22 protein-coding genes are annotated in these 26,166 nt (G+C 65.1%); 10 read left to right on the top strand and 12 right to left on the bottom strand.

Translation table 11 applies throughout. The features are described 5' to 3' along the window. The first annotated feature begins 53 nt into the window (after window positions 1-53). The 3 genes from V3G39_10890 to V3G39_10880 are packed head-to-tail and all read left to right on the top strand — an operon-like array spanning window position 54 to window position 4,356. On the top strand, window positions 54-1,544 hold the full coding sequence (locus V3G39_10890) for a CoA-acylating methylmalonate-semialdehyde dehydrogenase (protein ID XAS75174.1): 1,491 nt from the start codon (window positions 54-56) through the stop codon (window positions 1,542-1,544). A gap of 13 nt (window positions 1,545-1,557) precedes the next feature. Next, window positions 1,558-2,973: an aspartate aminotransferase family protein gene (locus V3G39_10885; GenBank protein XAS75173.1), complete on the top strand. Its 1,416-nt coding sequence runs from the start codon at window positions 1,558-1,560 to the stop codon at window positions 2,971-2,973. A 3-nt stretch (window positions 2,974-2,976) separates the two neighbouring features. Continuing rightward, a complete protein-coding gene (locus V3G39_10880; GenBank protein ID XAS75172.1) occupies window positions 2,977-4,356 on the top strand; it encodes an FAD-dependent oxidoreductase in 1,380 nt (459 codons plus the stop codon). Window positions 4,357-4,372: 16 nt separating this feature from the next. Here the strand turns inward: V3G39_10880 and uvrB are convergent, their stop codons facing one another. After that, window positions 4,373-6,484, bottom strand: coding sequence for an excinuclease ABC subunit UvrB (gene uvrB, locus V3G39_10875; protein ID XAS75171.1), 2,112 nt, complete (start codon window positions 6,482-6,484; stop codon window positions 4,373-4,375). Between the two features lie 63 nt (window positions 6,485-6,547). On the opposite strand from uvrB, the gene V3G39_10870 reads away from it, so the two are divergent. From V3G39_10870 to V3G39_10855, 4 genes are all read left to right on the top strand, one after another. Beyond that, window positions 6,548-7,879, top strand: coding sequence for a cation:proton antiporter (locus V3G39_10870; protein ID XAS75170.1), 1,332 nt, complete (start codon window positions 6,548-6,550; stop codon window positions 7,877-7,879). Between the two features lie 96 nt (window positions 7,880-7,975). Next, window positions 7,976-8,701, top strand: coding sequence for a GntR family transcriptional regulator (locus V3G39_10865; protein ID XAS75169.1), 726 nt, complete (start codon window positions 7,976-7,978; stop codon window positions 8,699-8,701). Continuing rightward, window positions 8,698-9,513: an aspartate/glutamate racemase family protein gene (locus V3G39_10860; GenBank protein ID XAS75168.1), complete on the top strand. Its 816-nt coding sequence runs from the start codon at window positions 8,698-8,700 to the stop codon at window positions 9,511-9,513. Before V3G39_10865 ends, V3G39_10860 begins: the two co-directional genes overlap by 4 nt. Window positions 9,514-9,565: 52 nt before the next feature. Continuing rightward, entirely contained in the window at window positions 9,566-10,156 is a 591-nt protein-coding gene (locus V3G39_10855; protein ID XAS75167.1) for a CHAP domain-containing protein, read from the top strand. 54 nt (window positions 10,157-10,210) lie between these two features. Here the strand turns inward: V3G39_10855 and V3G39_10850 are convergent, their stop codons facing one another. Next, a complete protein-coding gene (locus tag V3G39_10850; GenBank protein XAS78219.1) occupies window positions 10,211-11,608 on the bottom strand; it encodes an MFS transporter in 1,398 nt (465 codons plus the stop codon). 106 nt (window positions 11,609-11,714) lie between these two features. After that, window positions 11,715-12,917 carry a dephospho-CoA kinase gene (gene coaE / locus V3G39_10845; GenBank protein ID XAS75166.1) on the bottom strand — a complete coding sequence of 401 codons (1,203 nt, stop codon included), beginning with the start codon at window positions 12,915-12,917 and terminating at the stop codon, window positions 11,715-11,717. Window positions 12,918-12,964: 47 nt separating this feature from the next. Here coaE and V3G39_10840 point away from each other — a divergent pair, with 47 nt between their 5' ends. Next, on the top strand, window positions 12,965-13,714 hold the full coding sequence (locus V3G39_10840) for an SDR family oxidoreductase (GenBank protein XAS75165.1): 750 nt from the start codon (window positions 12,965-12,967) through the stop codon (window positions 13,712-13,714). 37 nt (window positions 13,715-13,751) lie between these two features. Here V3G39_10840 and V3G39_10835 read toward each other — a convergent pair whose 3' ends face one another. The 5 genes from V3G39_10835 to rpsA form a co-directional block, all read right to left on the bottom strand. Beyond that, complete coding sequence (locus V3G39_10835; GenBank protein XAS75164.1) at window positions 13,752-14,954, bottom strand: ATP-binding cassette domain-containing protein; 1,203 nt, start codon at window positions 14,952-14,954, stop codon at window positions 13,752-13,754. Window positions 14,955-14,958: 4 nt separating this feature from the next. Then, window positions 14,959-16,293, bottom strand: a complete 1,335-nt coding sequence (locus tag V3G39_10830) for an ABC transporter substrate-binding protein (protein ID XAS75163.1) — start codon at window positions 16,291-16,293, stop codon at window positions 14,959-14,961. 30 nt (window positions 16,294-16,323) lie between these two features. Then, window positions 16,324-17,220, bottom strand: a complete 897-nt coding sequence (locus V3G39_10825) for a carbohydrate ABC transporter permease (GenBank protein XAS75162.1) — start codon at window positions 17,218-17,220, stop codon at window positions 16,324-16,326. Further along, window positions 17,217-18,155, bottom strand: coding sequence for a sugar ABC transporter permease (locus V3G39_10820; GenBank protein ID XAS75161.1), 939 nt, complete (start codon window positions 18,153-18,155; stop codon window positions 17,217-17,219). Before V3G39_10820 ends, V3G39_10825 begins: the two co-directional genes overlap by 4 nt. A gap of 145 nt (window positions 18,156-18,300) precedes the next feature. Continuing rightward, window positions 18,301-19,806, bottom strand: a complete 1,506-nt coding sequence (gene rpsA / locus V3G39_10815; protein XAS75160.1) for a 30S ribosomal protein S1 — start codon at window positions 19,804-19,806, stop codon at window positions 18,301-18,303. Window positions 19,807-19,981: 175 nt separating this feature from the next. Between rpsA and V3G39_10810 the strand changes: the two genes are divergently transcribed. Together V3G39_10810 and V3G39_10805 are read left to right on the top strand one after the other, a co-directional pair. Then, complete coding sequence (locus V3G39_10810) at window positions 19,982-20,866, top strand: class I SAM-dependent methyltransferase (GenBank protein ID XAS75159.1); 885 nt, start codon at window positions 19,982-19,984, stop codon at window positions 20,864-20,866. Then, window positions 20,863-22,071, top strand: a complete 1,209-nt coding sequence (locus tag V3G39_10805) for an FAD-dependent oxidoreductase (GenBank protein ID XAS75158.1) — start codon at window positions 20,863-20,865, stop codon at window positions 22,069-22,071. The genes V3G39_10810 and V3G39_10805 overlap by 4 nt, the downstream gene beginning before the upstream one ends. Before the next feature lie 96 nt (window positions 22,072-22,167). Here V3G39_10805 and V3G39_10800 read toward each other — a convergent pair whose 3' ends face one another. The 4 genes from V3G39_10800 to V3G39_10785 form a co-directional block, all read right to left on the bottom strand. Further along, window positions 22,168-23,151, bottom strand: a complete 984-nt coding sequence (locus V3G39_10800) for a UDP-glucuronic acid decarboxylase family protein (protein ID XAS78218.1) — start codon at window positions 23,149-23,151, stop codon at window positions 22,168-22,170. A 10-nt stretch (window positions 23,152-23,161) separates the two neighbouring features. After that, window positions 23,162-24,178: a DUF3068 domain-containing protein gene (locus tag V3G39_10795; protein XAS75157.1), complete on the bottom strand. Its 1,017-nt coding sequence runs from the start codon at window positions 24,176-24,178 to the stop codon at window positions 23,162-23,164. Between the two features lie 102 nt (window positions 24,179-24,280). Then, on the bottom strand, window positions 24,281-25,009 hold the full coding sequence (locus V3G39_10790) for an SIS domain-containing protein (protein XAS75156.1): 729 nt from the start codon (window positions 25,007-25,009) through the stop codon (window positions 24,281-24,283). After that, window positions 24,991-26,073 (bottom strand): GHMP kinase, encoded by a 1,083-nt coding sequence (locus V3G39_10785; GenBank protein ID XAS75155.1) that lies wholly within the window; start codon window positions 26,071-26,073, stop codon window positions 24,991-24,993. Before V3G39_10785 ends, V3G39_10790 begins: the two co-directional genes overlap by 19 nt. Between the last annotated feature and the right edge of the window lie 93 nt (window positions 26,074-26,166).

Raw genomic sequence — 26,166 nt, 5'->3', positions numbered from 1 at the left:
AACGTAACATTCCCGCGACTGTATGCCGATCAAAATGTCCTAGTGTCACAACTATGACAACACGTATTTCACACTGGATCGACGGTGCCAGCGCCCACGGCAGCTCCGAGCGGCTCGGCCCGGTCTACAACCCTGCGACCGGAGTCCAGACAGGTGAGGTCGAACTCGCCAATGCCGCAGATGTCCAACTCGCCGTTGCCAGTGCCGGCCGGGCGGCCCGTGAGTGGCGCAACGCGTCGTTGTCCACCCGCTGCGCCGTCCTCTTCGCATTCCGCGAACTGCTGCACCGCCACAGTGACGAGCTCGCCGAGATCGTGACCGCCGAGCACGGCAAGGTGCACAGCGATGCGCTCGGTGAGATCGCCCGAGGACTGGAGAACGTCGAGTACGCGACGGGAGTGCCGAGCCTGCTCAAAGGCGGATTCTCAGAGCAGGTCTCGACCGGAGTCGACGTCTACTCCATCCGCCAGCCGCTCGGCGTCGTCGCGGGCATCACCCCGTTCAATTTTCCGGTGATGGTGCCGATGTGGATGTGCGCGGGTGCCATTGCCGCAGGCAATGCGTTCATCCTCAAACCGTCGGAGAAGGATCCGTCGGCGGCGCTGTTCCTGGCGCGGTTGTGGCAGGAAGCCGGTCTACCGGACGGCGTCTTCACCGTCCTGCAGGGTGACAAGGAGGCCGTCGACGCGCTGCTGACGCACCCCGATGTCGAGGCCGTCAGCTTCGTGGGGTCCACCCCCATCGCCCGATCCATCTACGAAGCAGGCACGGCCGCCGGTAAACGGGTGCAGGCGCTCGGCGGCGCCAAGAACCACATGGTCGTCCTGCCCGACGCGGACATCGACATGGCCGCCGATGCGGCCGTGTCAGCGGCGTACGGCGCGGCGGGCGAACGCTGCATGTCCATCTCCGTGGTCCTTGCCGTCGGTGAATCCGCGGATCCGCTGGTCGAGGCGATCGCGCGACGACTACCGGATCTGACCATCGGAGACGGCTCCGACCCGGACACCCAGATGGGACCACTGATCACCGCCGCGCACCGCGACAAGGTGACGTCCTACATCGGGGCGGGCGCGGACGCGGGGGCCACCGTTGTGGTCGACGGTCGTGCAGCAGACGTACCGAAGGACGGCTTCTTCCTCGGCACCACGCTGCTTGACCACGTAACTCCGCAGATGTCGGTCTATACCGACGAGATCTTCGGGCCGGTCCTGTCGGTCGTGCGGGTGGACAGCTACGAGGAGGCGCTGCAGTTGGTCAACGATCACGAATTCGGCAATGGCACCGCGATCTTCACCCGGGACGGTGGCGCCGCCCGGCGGTTCCAGTACGACGTCCAGGTCGGCATGGTCGGCATCAACGTACCGATCCCCGTCCCGGTCGCCTACTACTCCTTCGGCGGCTGGAAGGCTTCGCTCTTCGGCGACAATCACATGTACGGACCGGAAGGGCTGGCTTTCTACACCCGCGGGAAGGTCGTCACCTCCCGGTGGCCCGACCCGGCCACCTCCACGATCGATCTAGGTTTCCCGACCACCCGTTGATACCGAGGACCCCATGACTGACACCATCTCCCCCAGCACCACCACGCACAGCGATCTGGCGGCAGGCTCGCAGAGCCTGCTTCAGCACGGCTCGCAGAAGCAGGTGCGCAGCGACGACCGCACCCATGTGTTCCATTCGTGGTCCGCGCAGGGCGCCATCGATCCGATGCCCGTCGGGCACGGGCTGGGTTCCTACTTCTGGGACTACGACGGCAACCGGTATCTGGACTTCTCCAGTCAATTGGTCAACCTCAATATCGGCCACCAGCACCCGCGGTTGGTCGCCGCAATCGTGGAGCAGGCGCAGCGAATGTGCGCGCTCGCTCCGGGGCTCGCCAGCGACGTCCGCGGTGAGGCCGCCAGGATGATCGCCGAGCGTGCGCCCGATGGTCTGAACACCGTCTTCTTCACCAACGGCGGGGCGGACGCCAACGAGAACGCCGTCCGGATGGCCCGGCTGCACACCGGCCGCCACAAGGTGCTTGCCGCGTATCGCAGCTACCACGGCTCGACCGCCGGAGCTATCTCACTGACCGGTGACCCCCGCCGCTGGCCGTCGGAGCCGGCGGTGCCCGGCACGGTGCACTTCTTCGGCCCCTACCTGTACCGGTCGGCATTCCATGCCAGCACCGAACAGGAGGAGAGCGACCGGGCCCTCGCGCACCTGCGGGAGTTGATCATGCTGGAAGGCCCGCACACCATTGCCGCGATGATCCTGGAACCGGTGGTGGGAACAAACGGGATTCTGGTGCCCCCGGCGGACTACCTGCAAGGCGTCCGGGCGATCTGCGACGAGCACGGCATCGTGTTGATCGCGGATGAGGTCATGTCTGGTTTCGGCCGGTGTGGCGAGTGGTTCGCCATGCAGCACTGGGGCGTCACCCCCGACCTGATCACCTTCGCAAAGGGCGTCAATTCCGGGTATGTTCCGATGGGCGGCGTCATCATCAGCGATGCCGTCGCGGCGACCTTCGCGGACCGGGTGTTCCCCGGCGGGCTCACCTATTCCGGACACCCTCTGGCCTGCGCGTCCGCCGTCGCCTCGATGCGCATCTTTGAGGACGAGGGCATCATCGAGAACGCCCGGATGCTCGGTGCGGACGTCATTGGGCCGGGCCTGGCGCAGCTGGCTGCGAAGCACCCCAGCATCGGCCAGGTGCGCGGGCTCGGCGTCTTCTGGGCCCTGGAATTGGTCCGTGATCGACAGACGCGCGAACCGCTCGTCCCTTTCAACGCCAGTGGCGCCGATGCCGCCCCGATGGTGCAGTTCGCAGCGGCGTGCAAGAAGTCCGGGCTGTGGCCGTTCATCCACTTCAACCGCACGCACGTCGTGCCGCCCTGCACCAGCACCGCAAACGAAGTCGCGGAGGGCCTGCGCATCCTGGATGCTGCGTTGGACGTGGCCGATCGTCATACGACGGGAGCCTGATCGATGACCGACGCGACGAATCTCGGCAACTGGCGCGAGGCACGCACGATCTCGTATTGGCTGGATACCCCCGACCGACCTGACGCGCGGTCCTCCTTGTCGGTAGATACCCAGTGCGACCTGGCCATTGTCGGCGGCGGTTTCTCCGGTCTGTGGACGGCCCTGATCGCCAAGGAACGCGACCCCGAACGCGATGTCGTACTCATCGAGGGCGACCGCATCGGCTGGGCCGCGACCGGTCGCAACGGTGGGTTCTGCTCCGCGAGCCTGACCCACGGACGCGATAATGGCGAGCAACGTTTCCCCGATGAGATCGACACCCTCGACCGACTCGGCGCAGCAAATCTCGAGCAGATCGCAGCTGCCGTCGAACGTTATGGAATCGATTGTGACTTCCGGATGAGCGATTCCCTCACCGTCGCGACCGAGAACTACCAGGTCGAAGAGCTACGCAACGCCGGGCCGGGATTCCTGGATCAGGAAGCCGTGCGATCACGCGTGCATTCCCCCACCTACCTGGCCGGGTACCTCGAGCACGGCGACGTCGCCCTGCTCGATCCGGCCAAACTGGCCTGGGGACTCGCGCGGGCTGCCGAGGACCTCGGGGTGCGCATCGTGGAGCACACCAAGATCAACGGTCTGTCCAAGGACGGCGACCGGATCGTGCTGCAGTCCGAACGTGGCCCTACCGTCAGCGCTGCCCACGTCGCGCTCGGCACCAATGCGTTCCCCGCCCTGGTCAAACGGGTCCGACTGCATACGGTGCCTGTCTACGACTATGTGCTGATGACGGAGCCGCTGACCGACGCGCAACTGGAGGCTGTCGGATGGAGCGGCCAGGAGGGCCTCGACGATGCCGCCAACCAGTTCCACTACTACCGGATGACCGCGGATCATCGCATCCTGTGGGGCGGCTATGACGCGGTCTACCACTTCGGCCGCCAGGTGCGCCCGGAGTACGACCACCGGTTCGAGACGTATGAACTGCTGGCGCAGCAGTTCTTCGACACGTTCCCACAACTGCAGGGATTGGAATTCAGCCACCGCTGGGGCGGCGCAATCGACACGTGCACCCGCTTCTTTGCCTTCTTCGGTACGGCGTACGACGGGCGGGTCTCCTACGCCGTCGGTTACACCGGCCTAGGGGTCGGAGCGACCCGATTCGGCGCAGAGGTCATGCTCGACCTGTTGAGCGGTACCAAGACCGAGCTCACCGAACTGGAGATGGTACGTAGGAAGCCGCTGCCCTTTCCGCCCGAGCCGGCAGCATTCGTCGGCATCCAGGCCACCCGGATGGCGCTGGCCGCAGCGGACCGCAATGACGGCAGACGAAACCTCTGGCTGCGGGCCCTGGACAGAGCCGGGCTCGGCTTCGATTCCTGACCTCTGGATGGGTGGGTCAGCTGGTAGCGGCCGTCATCTGCCGCAACTCCTTCTTGAGATCACCTAGTTCGTCTCGCAGCCTGGCAGCCAATTCGAAATGCAGGTCGGTCGCGGCCAGGTGCATCTGATCAGTGAGGTCCTGGATCAACATCGCCAGTTCACCGGCCGGAACCCCGGTGATCTTGGGACCGCTCGTACCGGTATCGGCGCGGCCCGCTGCGCCGCGCTTACCGCCCTTCGCGGTCTTTCCACGTGACTGCACGCGTCCACTGCCCATCAATGCGTCGGTGTCCGCATCCTCGCGTTGCAGCAGATCGGTGATGTCGGCGATCTTCTTGCGCAACGGTTGGGGATCGACACCTGCCGCCTTGTTGTAGGCAACTTGCTTCTCCCGTCGTCGGCCCGTCTCATCGATCGCCTCGCGCATCGACGGAGTGACCTTGTCGGCGTACATGTGGACCTCGCCGGAGACGTTGCGAGCGGCACGCCCGATCGTCTGGATCAGCGAGCGCGCGGACCGCAGGAAGCCTTCCTTGTCGGCGTCCAGAATGCTGACAAGTGACACCTCGGGCAGGTCCAGGCCCTCGCGCAGCAGGTTGATGCCGACCAGTACGTCGTACTCGCCAAGCCGCAATTCGCGCAGCAACTCCACCCGACGCAACGTGTCGACCTCGGAGTGCAGATAGCGCACCCGGATGTCCTTCTCGAGCAGGTAGTCCGTCAGATCCTCGGCCATCTTCTTGGTCAGGGTCGTGACCAGGACCCGCTCGTTCTTGGCGGTTCGTCCGCGGATCTCGTGCACGAGATCGTCGATCTGCCCCTTCGTGGGCTTCAGGACGATCTCCGGGTCGATCAGACCTGTCGGCCGGATGACCTGCTCCACCACGCCGTCGGCTTTGGCTACCTCGTAGTTGCCGGGAGTCGCGGACAGATAAACGGTCTGGCCGGTTCGTTCCAGGAACTCCTCCCATTTCAGTGGCCGGTTGTCCATGGCGCTGGGCAGCCGGAAGCCGTGATCGACCAGCTGACGTTTGCGCGACATGTCGCCCTCGTACATCGCGCCGATCTGCGGCACCGTCTGGTGCGACTCGTCGATGACCAGCAGGAAATCCTCGGGGAAGTAATCGAGCAGACAGTTCGGTGCCGTGCCCGGACCTCGGCCGTCGATATGGCGGGAGTAGTTCTCGATGCCGGAGCACGACCCGATCTGGCGCATCATCTCGATGTCGTAGGTGGTGCGCATCCGTAACCGTTGGGCCTCCAACAGCTTGCCCTGCTTCTCGAACGAAGCCAGCTGCGCCTCCAGTTCTGCCTCGATGCTGTTGATGGCCCGCTCCATCCGCTCCGGACCGGCCACATAGTGCGATGCCGGGAAGACGTACATCTCCTCCTCCTCGCGCACCACCTCCCCGGTCAGCGGGTGCAGCGTGTAGATCCGCTCGATCTCGTCGCCGAAGAACTCGATACGGATTGCCAGCTCCTCGTACACCGGGATGATCTCCACGGTGTCACCGCGCACCCGGAATGTGCCACGGGTGAAGGCCAGGTCGTTGCGGGTGTACTGCATCTGCACGAAACGGCGCAGTAGGTCGTCGCGGTCCTGCGCCTGCCCGACGCGTAGCCGAGCCATCCGGTCGACGTACTCCTGGGGCGTGCCCAGACCGTAGATACACGACACCGAGGCGACCACGATCGCGTCGCGGCGGGTGAGCAGCGAGTTGGTCGCGCTGTGCCGCAACCGCTCGACCTCTTCGTTGACCGAGGAGTCCTTCTCGATGTAGGTGTCGGTCTGCGCTATGTACGCCTCAGGCTGGTAGTAGTCGTAATAGGAGACGAAGTACTCGACCGCGTTGTTGGGCAACAGCTCACGAAATTCGTTGGCAAGTTGGGCAGCGAGCGTCTTGTTGGGGGCCATGACCAGGGTCGGCCGCTGCACCTGCTCGATCATCCAGGCCGTTGTCGCGGACTTACCGGTGCCGGTCGCGCCCAGCAGCACCACGTCCTGCTCCCCCGCTTTGACCCGTCTGGTCAGGTCGGCGATTGCGGTCGGCTGGTCGCCACTCGGTGTGAACTCGGAGATGACCTCGAACGGCGCTACGCGACGCTTCAGGTCAGTGATGGGGCGCATGGCTCAACCGTACGTCGGGGTACCGACAACGCCTGCGACACGGCTCGCCTGCGAGGATGGGCCGTGCTCATCCCCGTGGTCTACCTGATTTTCGGGGTCGCGCTCCTGCTGGGCGTCCTGCTGCCGGCGTTCACCGACGAGCGAGCCGTTTCGGCGCCCCTCATCCTGGTCTGCGCCGGCGCAGCTGTTGGCCTGCTGCCGTTTCCGAGGGGCCTGACCCTGAACCCCATGGAACATCCCCGTCTGACCGAACAGTTCAGCGCCGTGACGATTCTGGTGGCACTGACCGGGGTGGGCCTCGCGCTTGACCGACCGCTCACGCACCTGCGCTCGAGCTGGCGACGCTGGGCTTCGACCTGGCGGCTGCTGTTCATCGGGATGCCGCTGGCAATCGCAGTCAGCGCATTCCTGGGTCATGTCCTGCTCGGTCTGGTCCCAGCCGCGGCGCTGCTCCTGGCCGCCGTCCTCGCGCCGACCGACCCGGTCCTGGCCGCAGACGTCCAGGTGGCGGGTCCGACGACCCTTGCTCATGACGGCACCCAACCGGAGGACATCGACGAACGGGACGAGGTGCGGTTCGCGCTGACGTCCGAGGCCGGCCTCAACGACGGTGCTGCATTCCCCTTCGTCTACGCAGCGATCTTCCTACTGACAGTGGGTCCGGTGGCACAGTGGTGGGCACGGTGGCTGGCGTGGGAGGTCATCGGCAAGACCCTGATCGGGATCGCCGCCGGCTGGGTCATCGGTCGGATGCTGTCGTTGGTCGCCTTCCGGATTCGCGAATCGTTCCAGGTGGCGCGACTCGGCGACCCGCTGCTGATCGTGGCTGCTCCGTTGATCGCGTACGGCGTCGGTGAGCTCCTGCAGGGCTGGGGCTTCCTGTCGGTGTTCGTCTGCGCGGTCACCCTGCGCAGCAGCGACCGGGGCCATCAGTATCACGAGGCGATGCACGGGGTGATCGAGCGCTTGGAGCGGTTGTTCACGCTCATGCTGTTGCTCCTGCTCGGTGCGGCGTTGACCAACGGGTTGTTGGCCTCGCTGAGCTGGCGCGGAGCCGGGTTGGCGGTTCTGCTGATCTTTGTCGTGCGACCGATCACCGCGTGGGTCGCACTGTGGGGCAGGCGGGGCGGCGATTTCAACCAGAAACCGCTGCTCGGACCACGTGAACGTCTCGTGACGGCCTTCTTCGGGGTACGGGGGGTAGGCAGCATCTATTACCTCGCGTATGCAACCGGGCATCACAATTTCCCCGCAGCCGAGAGCCTCTGGTCGATCGTCGCCTTCACCATCGTGTTGTCGGTGGCCGTGCACGGAATCGCCGCGAGCCCGGTCATCGGCAGGATGGACAGACGTCGGGACGCCGTCCTCGCCGCATCAGGGGTAAGCAACAGGTAACAGGCCGGCACATCACGGGACAACGACCGCGGTCTACGGCATCATCGGTCTGGTCAAGTTCATCCGATTCCTCATCGGCCTGAAGGGTGCACACCAATGGCCATGCCGCCCTCGAAAGCAGCATTTCTGAGTCTCCTGCGTCCTCCCGACGGCCCGCCGAGCGGACCGGACGTGCTGCGTGAGTTGCGCCGGGTGATCGCCTCGGGCCGGATCGCACCGGATACGCCGGTACCTGTCGACGATGTCGCCGCCCTCTTCAGTCTGAGCCGCATCCCGGTGCGCGAGGCGCTGAAGACACTCATCGGCGAAGGGTTGATCACCCACCAGCCGCGCTTCGGCTTCCTGGTTACTAGATTGTCCGAGGCTGAGCTGCACGAGCTCTACGTCGTACGCGGCTCATTGGAGGCGGCTGCCATTGAGGCTGCCGTGCGGCACGCGACCCCCGACGATGACGCTCATGCGCAGCGCATCCATGAGGAATTGACGAGCGCGGTCGACTCCCACGACTCCCGCGGATTTCAGCGCACCAGCAGACAGTTCCACCTCGCGCTGTTGCACCCGTGCAGGATGCCGCGGTTGTTGAGCATGCTGAAGACTGCGTGGAACCTCACGGAACCGGCACAGGCGATGAGCCGGGTGGACGCCGACACCCAGCAGGAATTGCGGCGGGATCACGAACAGATGCTTGCGGCTTTCATCGCCCGCGATGCGTCGGCGTTGCGGGCGGCCGGCGAGGAGCATCATAAGCGCCTCACTACTGCGCTGGACACCTGGACAGCTCCTCCGACGGCGCCGGAACCTGCCGAAGACTACGCACCGTGAGCGTTGTCGATGGGCTACCGTCCTACGGCTCCGGCAGGTCGGATCGGCCGGGCGACAACACCCGGCGTGCCCGCATCGTGCTGATCAATCCGAACACCACGGTGGCAATGACGCGGGCGATGATGACCAGCGCCCGCGATGCCGTCGCCCGGGCCGAGGTGCTCGGGGTGACCTCGTCAATGGGTCCACCCTCGATCGAAGGTCATTACGACGAAGCGCTGAGCGTGCCGGGTCTGCTGCAGGCGATCACTGCCGACCCGACTGCCGATGCGTTCGTCATTGCGTGTTTCGGCGACCCCGGTCTGGAGGCTGCCCGTGAACTGGCCACCGTCCCGGTGCTCGGCATCGCCGAGGTCGCCATGAAGACGGCCACCCTGCTCGGCAACTCCTTCTCCGTGGTGACCTCCCTGGCGCGCACGATCGGCCGGGCCCGCTCGCTGGCCCGTACCTACGGCCTGGAGCGGCAGTGCGCAGGCGTGTGGGCCTGCGAGATGGAGGTCCTATCGCTCGACGCGGACCGCGAGCAGACGTTTCAGCGCGTGCTCAGCAGCTCGCAGAACGCGTTGCGCGTTGACGGCTCGGATTCGATAGTCCTGGGTTGCGCGGGAATGGCGTGGCTGCCCGCGCGCCTGACCGCGGCTCTCGGGGTTCCTGTCATCGACGGCGTCGGTGCCGCCACGGCGATGGCTGAAGCGCTGATTCGGCTGACGCTACGTCCTGCATCGCACGGTGAGCTCGCGCAACCCATCGCCAAGGAGTACGTCGGTGCGCTCGCGCCGTTCTCGCCACCCGGATCGGCTCACCTCGACTGATCGGGCAGCAGCTGTACCGGGCCCACAAAGATCCGGAACGTATGCTGCGCCGATGGCCGTTCCCGCACAGCGCAGCGCCGGTCGATGCCTTGCCCTCAGCGCGTCCGCCATGGTGGTCGTCCTCATCTTCGGGGTTGCCGGCTATCTCGGCTGGCAGCGGCTGAATCCCGGGCGGGGAGAGTTCCCCGGTCTGTCCGCCGGCCTGAGCGCCCGGCAGAAATCGATCCTCGCCGTGGCGCGCACCGAGTGGCAGACGCCCGGTGCGCCGACCCGGTACTCGCAGGGCGTCGAAGAGGAGTGGTGCGCCGATTTCGTCAGTTGGGTCGTGCGCAAGGCGGGGTACCCGATGAGCAACCCCAACTCCGGATCGTGGCGGATCCCAGGCGTCCTGACACTGCAGTCCTACCTGACCACGACCGGACGCTTCCACCCGGTCGGTGACGGCTACCGCCCGCAACCGGCTGACATCGTGATCTACGACGGTGGCTCGTGGGGGCAGCACACGAATCTCGTGGTCAGCACCAGAGGAAACCGGATCACCACTGTCGGCGGTAATCAAAACGCCGGAATCGGCATACAGACGATTTCAGTCAGAGAATCCGACCTGAACGCGACCGGTGTGATCGGCTACGGAGCAGCCTGAGCCCCCTCCCCAGTTTCCCGACACTCGATCGGCGAGTCGGTAGCAGCGGGGCGATCAGGCAGTCGAGGGTTCATAGGCGGTGCGTCGCGCCCGTTGGCCGGTAGTCACGAAGGCCATTCCCAGCAGCACGACGCCGCAGCCGGCCATCACCCACCAGCCCGCGTGACTTGCTGTGGCCAGCGACATCTTCACCGGACCGGTCAACCTGGAAGAGACCAGCGCACCGAACACGGCAACACCGAGCGCAGATCCGATCTGGCGACTGGTGGAGGCGATGGCCGCGGCAACCCCTGCCTGCTCACGTGGCATCCCCGAGACCGCTGAATTGGTGATCGGTGCGTTCAGGAAACCGAATCCGGCGCCGAACAGCGCATACGACACGGCGAGGACCACCAGTGACGTGTCGCTGCGAAGAGCGATCAGGATCAGGGCACTGGCCGAGAAACCCACCCCGGCGATCACCATCGGTATGCGCGGTCCGATGTGCGCCACCACCTTGCCCGAGATGGGCGCGCACACGGCGATCATCCCGGCCATCGGCAATGTCATCAGGCCGGCATCCAGCGGGGACAGCCCTCGTACCTGCTGCAGGTAGAGCGTGTTGACGAACAGGAATCCGCCGAGGCCGGCAAACCCGACGATGGCGCATACGACGGCACCGGAGAAGGAGACACTGCGGAAAAATCCGAAATCGATCAGTGGTTGGGCCCGCTTCGGCTCCACCACGGCGATCGCAACGGTGCAGGCCACCGCGACCAGTCCACAGCCGATCACTGTCGCCGAGGTCCAGCCCAGCCCGCGACCCTCGATGATCCCGTAGACGAGGCTGGCGAGCAGACCGACGACCAGCACCTGCCCGATCGGATCCAGCTCCCGCGGGTGGGGTGCTTTGGATTCTGGGATGAACCGCGCCGCCAGCGCCGCCGCGAGGATCACGATGGGCACGTTGATCCAGAAGATGGCCTTCCAGCTCACTGCGTCGACCAGCGCGCCGCCGACCACCGGCCCGAGCGCCATGCTCAGCCCGACCACACCACCCCATACACCGATGGCCTGGGCGCGCTCGCGTGGTGTGGTGAATGTATTGACGATGATCGACATAGCGACGGGGTTCAGCATCGAACCCCCGACCGCCTGCAGCCCTCGCGCGCCGATCAGCATCGGGGCGCTCACCGATACCGAACAGAGCAGGGAGCCGAGCCCGAAGAGGATGAGTCCGGCCTGGAACACCTTGCGGCGCCCTATCCGGTCAGCGACCGACCCCGACAGCATCAGCAGGCTGGCGAGCACCAACGTGTACGCGTCCAGCACCCACTGCAGCTGTGCGAACGACGCGTGCAGATCACGACTGATCGAAGGTAACGCGAGGTTGACCGCGGTGACGTCAATACCGACGACGAAAAGGCTCATGCAGCAGATTCCGAGCACCAGCATCCGGCGACGCCGACCCATCTCCACATAGACAGGCTATGCCATCAACCTGTCATGCCCGAGGTGTCACCTTCGGAGGGTCCGGGAGCTCGAACACCCTCCGAAGGTGACACCTCGGCGGCGGCGCTCAGGGCGATGTCCATCCCGAGGACATTGCCCACGCGCGAGCCCTGGGGAATGCCTCTGCGAGCCAGGGTTCTTTGGCCTCCGGGTAGTCCGCCGACGAATACTGCTGCGCCACGGATGTCTTCAGCGCAGCGTAGGCGGACCGCTCGACCGGGACCGCGCGCAGGCAGTCCCGGAAGTACAGCGCAGCCTGCGCACCGGGCGATCCCTCCGCACGGATGTGCAGGTGCAGCAGGACCTCGGGGTCCGCACCCCCGGCAAACAGCTTCTGCCAGTCGGCCTGGTCCGGAGCCCACGCGTGCGGATGGTCTTGGAGAGGTTGCAGACCCACCACGCCGGCTGCCCGCAGCGCAGCCGCAAATTCTGCGCCCGGCGCATCCAGGCGTGGCAGACGCAACTGCAGGTCGATGACGCCCTCGGCCATCAACCCGGGCACGGCTGTCGAACCGATGTGGTCGATCCCGGCATAGGCCACCTGAGCCGCGTCGAGCTGGTAACGCACCCTCGCCATGATCCGCACCGCCTGATCGGCCCATGCAGCGTCATGCTCGACCAGTGCGACAGGGATCGACGTGTCACGGCGCACGCGTCGATCGGCGCGTAGATTTTCGTCGAAGGGCAGCAGCCGCTCTCCCCAGAGCCGAACCACCCGCTGGGCCAGATCCGCGTGGGCGCTGTCGTTGTCGAGCCAGACATCGGCTATTGCACGTCTCGCGTTGTCATCGGCCTGTGCGGCGATGCGGGAACGGGCATCGGCCTCGCTCATCCCCCGGTTCTGGGCAACACGCGCCACCCTGACATCGACGGGCGCGCTCACGACAATGTTGAGGTGGTTGATCGCCGACAGACCCATCTCGACCAGCAGCGGCTGGTCGTGGATGACGACGGCGGCTGGACCGGCCGCTTCGATCAACTCCAGCGTCCGGGCACCGATGAGTGGGTGGGTGATCGCCTCCAGATCGCGCCGGGCGGCGGTGTCGGCGAAGACGATCGCTCCGAGTGCCGGCCGGTCCAACGATCCGTCCGCGCTCAGCACGCCGGAGCCGAAACGATCCGCGACCTGACGCAGACCGGCAGTGCCCGGCTTGACGACCTCCCGGGCGATCAGGTCCGCGTCGACCACTACCGCACCGCATCCGGCCAACAGCGCAGCAACTGCCGACTTACCCGATCCGATGCCTCCGGTCAGTCCCACTCTCAGCACGCCCGCAGCGTATCCGGGCCCGAGGTCACGCTGATTCAATGGCAGATATGACCAGACGAATCATTGTGACCGGCGGTGGCACCGGGATCGGACGTGCAGTCGCGACGCGCTTCCTGTCCGAGCACCCTGAGCTCATCCTCATCGGTCGGCGCGAGCAGCCCCTCGAAAAGGCAGCCGAGGCCCTGCGGAGCGAGGATCCACGGAGCATGGTGACGACCTTGACAGGTGACCTGATGGACCCGGACGCGGTGCAACAGCTGGCAGACACCATTGTCAAAGGCGCACCGATCGACGTGCTCGTCGCGAATGCCGGGGGCAACTTCGGCCTGGCTAAGGGAGATCTGCACCAGGTTGCAGCCAACTGGCGGGCCGACTTCGACGGCAACGTGTTGCCGACAGTGCTCCTCACCGAAGCCCTGCTGGCCCATTTCGTCCGGCCCGGTGGGCGCATCGTGGCGATGAGCTCAATTGCCGCGCTTCGTGGAAGCAGCTCCTACGGCGGCGCGAAAGCAGCGATCGACGCATGGGCCCTGTGGATGTCGGGGCGCCTCGCTCGCGACGGGATAACCGTCAATGTGGTCGCCCCTGGTTTTGTGCCGGATACCGACTTCTGGCGCACGCGGATCGCAACCGACCCGGATATCGTCGCCGACCGGATCGCACCGATCCCGATGGGGCGAGCGGGCACGCCGCAGGAAATCGCTGCGGCCGTGGCCTACCTCGCGGATCCGGACGCGGGATGGACGACCGGCCAGATCCTGCAGGTCAATGGAGGCACCCTGCTCGGCCGAGGCTGAGCAGGGTGCCCGCCATGACTGCGGGAACCGCGCCGGATCAGACCCGGGTGGCGCCCGTCGACTGGTTCGTCGGCGTCGGACCACTGGGTGTGCCATGGGAGGTCAACCGTTGCCCACTCGCGCTGTCGAACAGCAGCATCCCCTCCGGTCGGGTCACTACCTGAAGCCGGTCCCCGACCGAGGGCCGGAAGCCCGGTCCGAGCCGCACGGTGACACTCGGGCCGACGACGTTGCCGACCTTCGCAGCATCGCCTTCTTCATGGTCCTGCGTGCTCACCGCCCGGGCCTTCGTGTCGTGTGCCGGGTGGCCGTAGACGAACGACTCCGAACCGAGTGACTCCACGATGTCGACCACGAGCTCCAGCGCATTGCTGGTGTCATTACCGGCCAGCGACCACGACTCGGGGCGAATACCGATATCCACTGCGCTGCGATCACCGAGCATGTTTCGGTCCAGAGGTGTTGAAATCCCATAGACGTCGGCGAACCCCTCCCGCACGTCGCACTCCACCAGGTTGATCGACGGAGATCCGATGAACCCGGCGACGAACGTGTTGACCGGCTCGGAGTACAACTCATCGGGTGTCGCCACCTGCTGCAGGACGCCGTCCTTGAGCACTGCAACCCGGTGGCCCATGGTCATGGCCTCCACCTGGTCGTGGGTCACGTAGACGGTGGTCACACCGAGCCGACGCTGCAGCGCAGCGATCTGAGCTCGGGTGGAGACCCGCAATTTGGCGTCCAGGTTGGACAGCGGCTCGTCCATACAGAACACCTTCGGGTCACGCACGATCGCGCGACCCATCGCCACCCGCTGTCGTTGCCCACCAGACATCTGGCCAGGTTTGCGGTCCAGCATCTCGTCCAGCTCGAGAATCTTTGCCGCCTCGAGCACGCGCGCCGCAGTCTCGCTCTTACTCACGCCTGCATTACGCAGCGCGAAACCCATATTGTCGCCCGTCGACATGTTCGGGTACAGCGCGTAGCTCTGGAACACCATCGCGATGTCGCGATCGCGGGGACGGACGCCGGCCTGATCGTGACCGTTGATCAGGATGCGTCCGCCATCCACCGGTTCGAGACCGGCGAGCATCCGCAGGGTGGTGGACTTGCCACACCCCGAGGGCCCCACCAGGACGAGGAATTCCCCGTCCTGGATGTCCAGGGTCAACGCATCGACCGAGGGCCGCTCATTGCCTTTGTGCAGCCGGACTGCTTCGTCGAAATAGACGCTGGCCATCTGATCAGGACTTCAGCAGGGGCTTGACTTGGGTGTTGTAGGTCGTCGTGATCAACGAGTCCAGACCCTTGAAGGTGGATTCAACGTCGGCGCCCGCGACGATCTTGTCCAGTGCCTGCCCGATCTTCGCGCCGCCACCGGGCACGAACACCCGCGCGTAAGCCTGCGGGCGGGTCTGCGGCAACTGCTTGACCGCAAGGGCGTACTTGGGGTCTTTGGCCAGGTAGGCCTTCTCAGCCGGGTCTTCCAGAGCCGATTTACGGACAGGCATGTACCCGGTCGCCTGGCTGAAGGTAATGGTGCTCTGGGCGTTGGTCATGAACTCGGCGAACTTGATCGCGTTCTTCTTGCGAGCATCGGAAATGCCCTGTGGAATCGCCAGACCGGCCCCACCTGTCGGGCAGGTCTTGATGCCGTTCGGTGCGGGCACGAATGCCACTCCGAACTCGAACTTGCCGTCTTTCTGGATACCGGAGATGTCACCGGTGGATTCCAGGAGCACCGCACCGAGTCCTGCTGAGAAGTCGCTCTGGGAGTCCGCGGACGTCTTGAGGTACTTGTTCTTCGCCCAGCCCTGCAGCACCTTTCCGGCCTTTACCGTGCCGGCCTTGGAGAAGGTGGGCGTCCACTTGTCGGAGTAACCGCCGCCGTAGGACCAGGCAATGCACTGGAAGGTCCAGTCGAGGTAATCCGAGCCGTCGTCCAGGATGATCGGCGCCTTGCCCGAACCGAGAGCCTTCTGAAGTGCGGGGCACCAGGATGTCATCTCGTCCCAGTCCTTGGGGCCACGGTCGGGCAGGCCGGCCTTCTTCCAGACATCCTTGTTGTAGTAGAAGAGCGGGGTCGAGCGCGCGTAGGGCAGCGCGTAGTGCTCGGTGCCCTGGAAGTTGTAGTCCGCATAGAGCGAGTCGACGTAGTCGTCGGACTTCAGGCCGTTGCTCGTCAACAGGGTCGCGACGTCAGCCAGCCGCTTGTTGAGAGCGAAGTTGAACCAGGTGACGTCGGAGACAACGACGACATCCGGTTGGTTGCCGCCGCCGAGGGCAGCGTTGAACTTCTGGCCGACCTCCTCATAGTTTTTGCCGGCATCGACCAGCTTGACCTTCAAGCCGGGGTTCGCCTTCTCGAAACCGGCAATGAGCTTCTGCTCAGTTGGCTTGGACGTGGCGGGGTGGTTGCTCCAGAACTCGATCTGGTTGGTACCGCCGCCGCCACCTCCGCTGCCGCCACCGCTCTTCGGGCTGGTGCTGCCACCGGATCCAGCGCATGCCGAGAGACCGGCCGCAACGGCAATTCCACCGGCTGCGGTCAGGAGTCCGCGGCGATTGATGTCAGTCATGTCAGTCAGTTCCTTTTCATTGAAGTGCGATCAGCCCTTGACCGCACCGGCGGTCAGACCTTTGATCATTTGACGTTGAAGGACGAGGAAAATGAGCAGCATCGGCAGCATGGTCAGCACGGTGGCCGCCATCACCGGTCCCCAGTTGGTAATGCCGTCATTCTGCTGCAGGAAGGTCAAGCCGATCGGGAGGGTAGCGGTGCGGGAATCCTCGGAGATCAGGAACGGCCAGAGGTATTCGTTCCATTCGGTGACGATGGTGATGATGGAGAACGCCACCAGGGTCGGCCAGGACATCGGCAGGGCGACCCGCCAGAGCAGCTTCAGCGGCCCGGCGCCATCCAGCCGAGCGGCTTCGATGATCTCGGTGGGTATCGACAGGAACTGGTTGCGCATCAGGAACGTACCGAAAGCAACTCCCGCGAGCGGGATGATGATGCCTTGATACGTGTTCAACCAGCCGAGTTGGCTGACCAGCGCATAGTTGGAGATCACCGTGATCTGGTTGGGCACCATCAGCGCCGCGATCACCACGATGAATACCAGATTCCGACCTGGGAAGCGCAGCAGCGACAACGCATAGGCCGATATAACGCCGAGGATGATCTTCGTGATCGACAAAATGGCAGTGATGATCAGTGAATTTTTGAGGTAGCTGCTGAATGGGATGCCGAAAAGCGCGGTGTGATAACCGTCACCGGTGGCGCGCTTCGGCCACCACTCCGCCGGCTGGGTGAAGATGTCAGGCCGTTCCTTGAACGATGTCACCACAATCCAGAACAACGGCACCGCAACGATGAGGAACGCCAGCACCATCGCGGCGTAGGCGAATGCTTTCGATCCGCGACCACCATGGCTCATTGCCTCGACGTTGTGCGCCTGCTTGCCGCCCTGGTTCTTCTTCTCGGGCTTCATCAGTACCGTCATGACTGGCGTCCCTTGTCCATCAGCCGCACCTGTACCAGCGTGACCACCAGCAAAATGGCGAACATGATCGTTGCTATCGTCGCACCGTAACCGGCCTGACTGTTCTTGAACGTCTCCTGGTAGACCTGGAATACCAACGTCGAGGTGCCATACAACTGAGGCCCGCCGCGGGTCATCGTGTAGATGATGTCGAACACCTGCACCGAGTTCAGCAACACGGTGATCGACAGGAAGTAGGTCGTGGGCCGCAACTGGGGTAACAGCACTTTGGAGAACCGCCGCCACGGCGACGCACCGTCGATCTCGGCCGCTTCGTCCAGATCCGCCCGTCGGCCCTGCAACGCGGCCAGGTAGATGACGAAGGTGTAGCCCAGGTTCTTCCATATATAGGTCACCGTGACCATGAACAGCGCCCAGTGCGGTTGCTGATAGAAGTCCGGAGTACTCAGGCCGACTCGGTGCAGCAGGTCACGGATCAAGCCGAAGTTCGGGTCGAAGACGAACTGGAAGGCAATGCCGACTGCCGCACCGGAGATCACGAACGGCGCGAAGAGCACCGAGCGCACTACATTTCGCCCGCGCAGCTTCTGGTCCAGCAACATCGCCAGACCCAGTCCGAGGATCATCGAGACACCGACGGTAGCCACTGTGAAGATCGCAGTGTTGATCAGCACCTGGTGGGAGTTCGGGTCGTGCCACCACCGCGTGTAGTTGGCAAACCCGATGTACTTAGCGACGGGGGCCGCGATGTTCCAGCTGGTGAAGGACAGCCGGAAGTTATCGATCAGCGGGCGGTAGGTGAAGATCGTCAGCAGCACGAGATTGGGCAGCAGCAGGAGGCCGGCGAGCCACCACTCCCCTATAGGACGGCCACGACGGCGCGGCGGATCACCCACCGGGGCGGGAGGCGCGGGACGAACCGCTACGTCTGTCACAGTCGGACAGTCTTCGTTGACCAGATGACCACGAATCGAACAGTAACCGACATATCGATGACCAACGGGTGAAGTTCGGTACGAATCGATAACGAAAAGGGCCCCGGCGAATAAACGCCGGGGCCCTTCGGGGTTACTGACTGGGTCAGTTACCGGTCAACTTCTCGCGCAGTGCCGCCAGGGCCTCATCCGAAGCCAGCGTGCCCTCGGCCGGGGCCGGGGTGCTGCTGCTGGATGAGGAGGAGCCGGCGTCATCGCCGTGGTCGTCGCCACGGTCATCCGCGCTGTCCGAGGAGTACGACGTGGAGGTTGCCGCACCCGCAGCAGCGTCCGCATCGTCCTTACGGGCCTGCTCGATCTGGGCCTGGTGGGCCTCGAAACGAGCGTGCGCCTCGGCGTACTGCAACTCCCACTTCTCGCGCTGGGTGTCGAAGCCTTCGAGCCACTCGTTGGTCTCCGGGTCGAAGCCCTCCGGGTACTTGTAGTTGCCCGCCTCGTCGTACTCCGCCGCCATGCCGTACAGCGTCGGGTCGAACTCGGCGGCGCCGGCACCGGCGTCGTTGGCCTGCTTGAGCGACAGCGAGATGCGGCGACGCTCCAGGTCGATGTCGATGACCTTGACGAAGACGTCGCGGCCCACGGTGACGACCTGCTCGGGGAACTCCACGTGACGCTCGGCGAGCTCGGAGATGTGCACCAGACCCTCGATGCCGTCTTCGACGCGCACGAACGCACCGAACGGAACCAGCTTGGTGACCTTGCCCGGCACGATCTGACCGATCGAGTGGGTCCGGGCGAAGTGCTGCCACGGGTCTTCCTGCGTCGCCTTCAACGACAGCGAGACGCGCTCGCGGTCCATGTCGACGTCGAGCACCTCGACGGTGACTTCCTGACCGACCTCGACAACCTCACTCGGGTGGTCGATGTGCTTCCAGGACAACTCGGAGACGTGGACCAGGCCATCGACCCCGCCGAGGTCGACGAACGCACCGAAGTTGACGATGCTGGAGACGACGCCGGAGCGGACCTGGCCCTTCTGCAGCTCCTTGAGGAAGGAGGACCGCACCTCGGACTGGGTCTGCTCGAGCCATGCACGGCGGGACAGCACCACGTTGTTGCGGTTCTTGTCCAACTCGATGATCTTGGCTTCGATCTCTTTGCCGACGTACGGCTGCAGATCGCGGACCCGACGCATTTCGACCAGCGACGCCGGCAGGAAGCCGCGCAGCCCGATGTCCATGATCAGACCACCCTTGACGACCTCGATCACCGTACCGGTGACGACGCCGTCCTCTTCCTTGATCTTCTCGATCGTGCCCCATGCCCGCTCGTACTGCGCGCGCTTCTTGGACAGGATCAGGCGGCCTTCCTTGTCCTCCTTCTGGAGGACAAGGGCCTCGATCTGATCGCCTACGGAGACGACTTCGCCGGGGTCCACATCGTGCTTGATGGACAACTCGCGAGAGGGGATCACACCCTCGGTCTTGTAGCCGATGTCGAGCAGGACCTCGTCCCGGTCGACCTTGACGATGACACCCTCGACGATGTCTCCGTCATTGAAGTGCTTGATCGTCGCGTCGATCGCGGCGAGCAAATCCTCTTCCGATCCGATGTCGTTGATCGCGATCGGTGAGGCGGTGGTGGCAGTCATGTAGTAGGAAACCTTAGGTGGGTGACAGTAGGAATATGCGGAAGCCGAACAGTGAAATCAGATCGCCATGAGTGAGCCGGATGCCGACCTCTCCAGAGAGGACCGAATGAACTCCGAGAACGTGTCCGGAGGACGACTCGAGCAATCAGCGAGAGAGGAAGTGCACAGCACAGTCATGCGCTCGAACATCTTATCGAGTGCCGGGCAGGACGGTCAAAACGGTGCTGCTCATGACGACCAGTTGTCACCTCGTCAACGCCGGGTGCACGGGCACGGTCACACCCGCGCCAACCGGCGGTGGTGGGACGATCAGGCCGCCCAGTACTACCTCGAGCATGGTGAGTTCCTGGGTGACACCGACCTGGTGTGGGGCCCCGAGGGCTGCCGCGAGGAGGATCTGCGGGTGTTCGGTGACCCGGGCTCGCTCGCCGGGCTGGACGTCCTGGAGATAGGGGCCGGTGCCGCCCAAGGGGCACGATGGGTCGCCGCCCAGGGGGTGCGGGTCGTCGCCAGTGATCTGTCCAGCGGGATGCTGAACACGGCACGGACGCTGAACGGGCGCCATCACAGCCCCCTGCCGCTGGTGCAGTGCGACGGGACAGGCCTTCCGTTCGCGTCGGCATCCTTTGATCTTGTCTTCACCGCATACGGGGTCGTGCCGTTTGTCGCGGACTCACGGGCGGTGATGCACGAAGCGGCGCGCGTGTTGCGCCCGGGCGGGCGCTTTGCTTTCTCCACGACCCACCCCATCCGATGGGCGTTCCCTGACACCCCGGGGCCGGAGGGTCTACGCGCCGACCGCTCGTACTTCGACCGGACGCCGTACGCCGAATACGACCGGTCGGGCAGGGCGCTGTACGCCGAACACCACCGCACCCTCGGCGACAGGGTGCGCGAGCTGACCGAAGCCGGCCTGGTGCTCGAACGTCTCATCGAGCCGGAGTGGCCGGAGTCGAACACCGACGTATGGGGCGGGTGGAGCCCGACTCGGGGCAGAATTCTGCCGGGAACGGCGATCTTTCTCGCCCGCCGCTACGAGGACCACCGGAGGAACGCATGACGCACGGCTCGATCACCTCGCTCGCGGGACTCGGCCGACCCGGATGGGATGACGATCCGCAGCTGCCGGCCTGGGAAAGCCGGGCACCACTGACCGGCACCGTGCACGCAGATGCCTGTGTCATCGGCCTGGGCGGTAGCGGGCTGGCGGCCGCTGAGGACCTTGCCGCTCGCGGGCTCGCCGTCGTGGGGATCGATGCGCACCGCATTGCGGGTGGGGCGGCGGGACGCAACGGCGGCTTCCTGTCGTGTGGTGGCGCGATGGGGTTGGCTTCTTTCGAGGCAGGCTCAACCGTCCCGCTGGAATCGCGCGAGCAGTTGTATCTGGCAACACGTGCTGAGCTCGAACGACTCCTGGACCGTCTCGGCCCCTCCGTCGTGCGGCGGACGGGGTCGCTCTCACTGGCGGGTCTCCCGGGCGCACCCATGTATGACGGTCACGCCCGGGATGCAGCGGTCTACCTGGATCACCTGCGCGCGGAACGCGATGCGCTGGCGTCGATCGGTATCGCCGTCCAGGACTACGAGGGCGAGCTGGGCCAGGGGTATTTCAACCCGGACACGGCCTCGGTGAACCCGGTACGTCGGGCGTTCCAGGTGGCGGCGGCGCTGCCACGCTCGGTGCGGTTGTACGAACACTCCCCCGTGACCGATGTGCGGGCCGGTGCGGTCACCACCCGCGACGGTGTTGTGCGCGCGCCGGTGATCGTGGTGGCGGTGGACGGCAGACTCGATGTGCTGCTTCCGCAACTTGCGGAGCTGGTACGCACGGTGCGGTTGCAGATGCTCACAACGGCTCCGATCGCGGTCGGGAGACTGTCGTGTGGCGTGAGCTACCGCGACGATTTCGAGTGGGCCCAGCAGGATCCGGCGGGGCGGCTGCTGATCGGCGGTGGCCGTGATCGCTTCGCCGCAGCGGAAGAATCTCTCGACGACCAGCCGACCGAACAGGTGCAGCGCTGGATCGAGCGGGCCGCGTCACGGGTTGCGGGGCAACCGGTGCAGATCACCCACCGGTGGGCTGCCTCGGTCGGCTACACGGCCGACCGACGGGCGCTCTGCATCGAAGTCGACGACGGGGTCGTGGCGTGCGGTGGATACAGCGGCTCGGGCAATCTGGTGGGGCCGGTCGCGGCCCGCGCTGCGGTGGCACTCGCTGTGGACGGAACCGTCCCGGCGGGTTACCTCCGCAGTACGTTCGACTGAGTGCGGCCACCCTGCCGATACCCACTCGCCGGTCGAGTGTCGGATTGCACCGCGAGTGTCGGGAGACTTGGGGTGGGGGAACTTACGGACGTGCGGTTACGGACCGGCCAAGATCTCCTGGGTGGCCGCTGCGGTCAGTGGGGGCGTGGAGTCGGTGTGCCCGCTGAACCATGCCAGCGTCCGCATCAGGGCGTCCTCGATCATGACCTGCGGTGCCCAGTTCAGTACCTCCTGCGCCAGCGAGGTGTCCGGGCGACGCACCGTCGGGTCGTCGATCGGTCGCTCAATATGCACCACGGGTGATGGCGAGTCCGCGAGCTTCACGACCCAGTGGGCGAGGTCCAGCATCGAGATCTCATGCGGGTTGCCGATGTTGATGGGTCCCGGGTGGTCGCTGCGACCCATCGCCAGAACGCCGGCGACCAGATCGTCGACATAACAGATGGACCGGGTCTGCAACCCGTCACCGGACACGGTGACCGGTTCACCGGCGAGGGACTGCCGCATGAAGTTGGGTATCGCGCGACCGTCGTCGGGACGCATCCGGGGTCCGAACGTATTGAAGATCCGGACGATCCCGGTGTCGACACCGTGGGTCTGGCGGTACGCGAGCGTCAACGCCTCCGCGAACCGCTTCGCCTCGTCGTAGACCCCGCGTGGCCCGACCGGGTTGACGTTGCCCCAGTAGTCCTCGCGCTGAGGGTGCACCAGCGGGTCGCCGTAGACCTCCGACGTGGAGGCGAGCACCAGCCGCGCACCCTTGTCCTTTGCCAGTTCCAGCGCGTGCCGGGTGCCCTGGGAGCCCACCAACAGCGTCTCGATCGGCATTCGCAGGTAGTCGATCGGTGACGCCGGACTCGCGAAGTGCAGGATCAGATCGACGGGGCCATCGACCTGCAGGTCCAGGCTCACGTCCTGACTGAGCAGGGTGAAACGGCCAGAGCCGTGCAGGTGCTGCACGTTGGCGGCGCGCCCGGTGCACAGGTTGTCAACCGCGACCACCTCGGCACCCTGGCCGATCAGGGTCTCGCACAGATGGGAGCCGAGGAATCCGGCGCCACCCGTGACGACAACCCGCATCGGGGCGGTGTCAGGCTCGCGCAAAGTCATCGCCGTCATCGACGGGAGTCGATCCGCCCTGATGGGCGCCATCGCCGTGCTGACCGCCACCGTTACGCCCGCTCACCAAGAGGATCGCGATCCCGGCGATGATCAGCAGCAGACCCAGGATGCCGAGCACCCAGGGCATCAGCTGGAGCAGCTTCAGCTGGCTGGCCTTGCCCTTGTACTCGTCGACGTTCTTCTTGACGGTGGCGTCGTTCATCACCTGGTTGGTGTCGATACCGATAACGGTCTTGCCCGTCGCCGGGTCGGTCAATGTGATGACCTGGTGTTCGGCAACCTTGATAAAGGCACCGGTCGTCGGCTCGGCCCAGATCGTGCGGTCGTTCTTGTAGGAGCGGTCGGCCAGCACACCGGGGCTGGTCTTCGCGCCACCGAAGAGCACGCCGGGCAGCGCCTGCTGGGTGTATTTGGTGTCGGGGACCGACCCCTCGTACCTGTTGACCGCGAGGCCCTCGATCGTGTCGGTGCCGACGTACTTCATCGTCATCGACTTCTGCAGGGTGTTGTCCCAGTAGTCGTAACTCCCCTTGCCGGCCCCGAACGGGAATTTGATCGTGTATCCCTGATGCTGGACCGGTTTCGTCACCACCTTGGTGCCCTGTAGCCGGGTCATGCTGTCGTCGCAGCAGTCGAGCGGCAGGCCGGTGTGCCGGTTCAGACCGAGGTGCGAGCTGAACGCGTCGATCGGCGGAGCCTGGTTGTTGTTGTCGGTGACCTGGTTGATGTTCAGGACGATGGAGTTGCCGCCCTGGGCTTCGGATCCCTTCTTGTCGGCCACCACCGTCTGGATGGTGGAGACCTTGCCCTGCTTCGGACTGAGTGTGTCAGCGTCGAAGAACTTGGCGTTCGGATCGCTGAGCACCTGCTGCACGTTGGTGTCGGCGGGGATCACCGTCAGCTTGTCGTAGGCGTAGAACTTCAGGAGCAACGCCAGGGTCAGGAAAAATGCTCCAAAACCAATGACGATGGCGGACTTCCGCACGGCAACCTCCGGGGCAGGGGGTGGGGACAAGGGCAAACTTACCGGAGAGTAGCAGGAAAAATGCGATGTTCATCACATGACTGACGACTTTGCGGACAATCCTCAGCTCGACGCGAGATGCGGGTTGGCCAGGTGGTCGACCGCTTCGCACCACGCATGCGCCCACAACAGGTGAACTTCCTGAATCCGGGGCGTCTGAACCGATGGAACAGCCAGCACGTGATCGGCGCTTCCACTCATCGCGTGGCCGTGCGCCCCGGTCAACGCAACGGTGAGTACGCCGCGTTCACGGGCCAGTTCCAACGCCGCCAGGACGTTCGGACTACTGCCGCTCGTACTCATCGCGAGGAGTACATCGCCGGGTCTGGCATGAGCGGCGACACCGCGCCGGAAGACCTGATCGAAGCCGTAGTCGTTGCCCACCGCGGTTACCGATGACAGCGATTCGGCGAGGTTGATCGCCGGAAGCGGTTCACGGTCATGCACGCACTTACCGATGAACTCCGCGGCGATGTGGCTGGCAATGGCTGCACTTCCGCCGTTGCCGGCAATCAGCAGGGTGCCCCCGTCAACCAGCGCCTGCACCAGTGCCGTACCGGCGCAGCTCACCGCCCGCTGCAGGTCGGCGTCACCCAACGCACGCGCCAGAACTGCCCACGAATCCACCCCCGCCCTCAGCCGGGCGGTCACTTCGTCCGCGACCTGTCCGGCGGTGGCCTCGTGCAACGGATGGGTGGGTGGGCCTAACCGCGATGAGCCGTGCACGGGGACCGATCCGTCGTCCATCTGCTGCCTGCCCGGCTGACCCCTGCCTATTTCTGCGCGCGCCATGTCGTCACCCCCTCCCTGCTGAAGGTGATCTCCGAAAGCGTCAGACCCATCCCCAGCAGGGTGTCCGCAACGATGTGCTTGCGTTCGAACTCGCACACGAAAATCAGATGCCCACCCCCGCCGGCACCCGTCACCTTCCCGCCCAGCGCACCGCAGTCCAGTGCCGCAGCGACAGCATCGTCGATGAGCGGGGTGCTGATCCGTGCGGACATCTTGCGTTTCTGGGTCCACGCCTCACCCAGCAGCCGGCCGAAATGGTCCACCTCGCCGCGCACCAGTGCGACCTTCATCCGCTCGGCCAGTTCTTTCTGGGCACGCAAACCCTCCACCGCCTCACGATTGCCGGTCTCGTACCGGCTGCGCTGGTCGGCGATGATGTGATCACTGGCCCGGGTCGCACCGGTGAACGCCAGCAGCATGTTGTGTTCCAGCTCGTGCACGGTCGCGTCGCGCACCCGCAACGGGTTCACGACCACCTGGTCGGGCCGGAACTCGATGTAGTTGAAACCCCCGAATGCCGCTGCGTACTGATCCTGCGATCCGCCGGGGATCGCCAGATCCTCCCGCTCGAGGCGGTAGGCCAGCTCGGCGATCTCGTACGGGGTCAGGTCGACCCCGCAATGTTGGGCGACCAGCCCGATGACCGCGACCATGACCGCACTGGAGGAGCCCAACCCCGAACCCGGCGGTGCCTGGGTGTGCAGGAACAGGTCGAATCCCCCGGTCGGCATCGCCCCGCCCATGTCCTTGATCCGGGAGATGGCCGCCTTCGGCAGATCCAGCTCGCCGTCGTACTCCACCGGTCCGTCGACCGCAAAACCGATCGAGGTGCCGAAGTCGAGGGACTGCACAGTGATCTGACCGTCCAGGCGCGGGCGCAGCGTGGCGTAGGCGAAGCTGGAGATGGTGGCGGACAGCACCGCACCACCCTCACGCTGCGGAAAGGGCGCCACGTCAGTACCGCCACCCGCGAAAGAAATCCGCAGCGGCGCCCGCGCACGCAGCACGGGCCGCGAGGTGTCGATCACCGATTCGTCGGTCGGTGCGAACTCGCTCGTCGTCATCGGCGACTAGCCTCCTGGAGGTGTTGGACCGGCGGCCCGATACCCAATTTCGCAGCATCGGCACGGGTCCGCACAGGCGGTCGGCGGCATCGC

The sequence above is a fragment of the Dermatophilaceae bacterium Sec6.4 genome (assembly GCA_039636865.1).
Lineage (GTDB): Bacteria > Actinomycetota > Actinomycetes > Actinomycetales > Dermatophilaceae > Allobranchiibius.
The sequence above is the reverse complement of the archived record's forward strand: the minus strand, read 5'-3'. Positions and strand labels throughout refer to the sequence as shown.

Bases quoted from the DNA above. Each gene is read 5' to 3' on its own strand.
- V3G39_10830 (XAS75163.1), bottom strand. From the start codon at position 16,293: ATGACTGACATCAATCGCCGCGGACTCCTGACCGCAGCCGGTGGAATT.
- V3G39_10810 (XAS75159.1), top strand. From the start codon at position 19,982: ATGCGCTCGAACATCTTATCGAGTGCCGGGCAGGACGGTCAAAACGGT.
- V3G39_10880 (XAS75172.1), top strand. From the start codon at position 2,977: ATGACCGACGCGACGAATCTCGGCAACTGGCGCGAGGCACGCACGATC.
- rpsA (XAS75160.1), bottom strand. From the start codon at position 19,806: ATGACTGCCACCACCGCCTCACCGATCGCGATCAACGACATCGGATCG.
- V3G39_10835 (XAS75164.1), bottom strand. From the start codon at position 14,954: ATGGCCAGCGTCTATTTCGACGAAGCAGTCCGGCTGCACAAAGGCAAT.
- V3G39_10865 (XAS75169.1), top strand. From the start codon at position 7,976: ATGGCCATGCCGCCCTCGAAAGCAGCATTTCTGAGTCTCCTGCGTCCT.
- V3G39_10885 (XAS75173.1), top strand. From the start codon at position 1,558: ATGACTGACACCATCTCCCCCAGCACCACCACGCACAGCGATCTGGCG.
- V3G39_10890 (XAS75174.1), top strand. From the start codon at position 54: ATGACAACACGTATTTCACACTGGATCGACGGTGCCAGCGCCCACGGC.
- V3G39_10785 (XAS75155.1), bottom strand. From the start codon at position 26,073: ATGACGACGAGCGAGTTCGCACCGACCGACGAATCGGTGATCGACACC.
- V3G39_10805 (XAS75158.1), top strand. From the start codon at position 20,863: ATGACGCACGGCTCGATCACCTCGCTCGCGGGACTCGGCCGACCCGGA.
- V3G39_10790 (XAS75156.1), bottom strand. From the start codon at position 25,009: ATGGCGCGCGCAGAAATAGGCAGGGGTCAGCCGGGCAGGCAGCAGATG.
- uvrB (XAS75171.1), bottom strand. From the start codon at position 6,484: ATGCGCCCCATCACTGACCTGAAGCGTCGCGTAGCGCCGTTCGAGGTC.
- V3G39_10800 (XAS78218.1), bottom strand. From the start codon at position 23,151: ATGCGGGTTGTCGTCACGGGTGGCGCCGGATTCCTCGGCTCCCATCTG.
- V3G39_10850 (XAS78219.1), bottom strand. From the start codon at position 11,608: ATGGGTCGGCGTCGCCGGATGCTGGTGCTCGGAATCTGCTGCATGAGC.
- V3G39_10825 (XAS75162.1), bottom strand. From the start codon at position 17,220: ATGACGGTACTGATGAAGCCCGAGAAGAAGAACCAGGGCGGCAAGCAG.
- V3G39_10840 (XAS75165.1), top strand. From the start codon at position 12,965: ATGACCAGACGAATCATTGTGACCGGCGGTGGCACCGGGATCGGACGT.
- V3G39_10855 (XAS75167.1), top strand. From the start codon at position 9,566: ATGGCCGTTCCCGCACAGCGCAGCGCCGGTCGATGCCTTGCCCTCAGC.